Raw genomic sequence first — 563 nt, forward strand, 5'->3', positions numbered from 1 at the left:
ACACCAAGTATATTGAGCGATAAAACGACAATTTGTGCAGGCGAAACAGCAACATTGACAGCCACAGGTTGTAACGGTACTTTGAAATGGAGTACAAATGCGACAGGAAGCGTTATCAGTGTAAGTTCAGCAGGTACCTATTCAGTAGTTTGTGAGACGATATGTGGAGTGAGTCCAAAGTCGAATGAGATAGTGATAGGCACAGGAGCAAAACCAGCAGCCCCCGTGATTTCATCGAACAAGACGAGCTTGTGTAACGGAGAAAGTGCGACCTTGACAGCGAGTGGTTGTACTGGTACTATCAAATGGAGTGCGAATGCCACAGGTAGCAGCATCAGTGTAAGCACAGCAGGCACCTACACAGCAACGTGTAGCAATGTATGTGGCGAAAGTGGCGTAAGCAATGTAGTAACCATCACGACAGGCACAACACCGACCGCTCCAGTAATTTCATCGAATAAGACCTTATGTTGTGACGGAGAGAAAGCGACCTTAACAGCAAGTGGTTGTACAGGAAGTTTATCATGGAGTACAGGCGGCACAGGAAGTACACTCGAAGTAAG

The 563-nt window shown here is 46.7% G+C and carries 1 pseudogene; it reads left to right on the top strand.

From position 1 onward, the window contains the following. A pseudogene (locus IEX65_RS27985) lies at positions 1–563 on the top strand (hypothetical protein); the annotation flags it as partial.

The sequence above is a fragment of the Emticicia aquatilis genome (genome assembly GCF_014644295.1).
GTDB classification, from domain to species: Bacteria; Bacteroidota; Bacteroidia; order Cytophagales; family Spirosomataceae; genus Emticicia; species Emticicia aquatilis.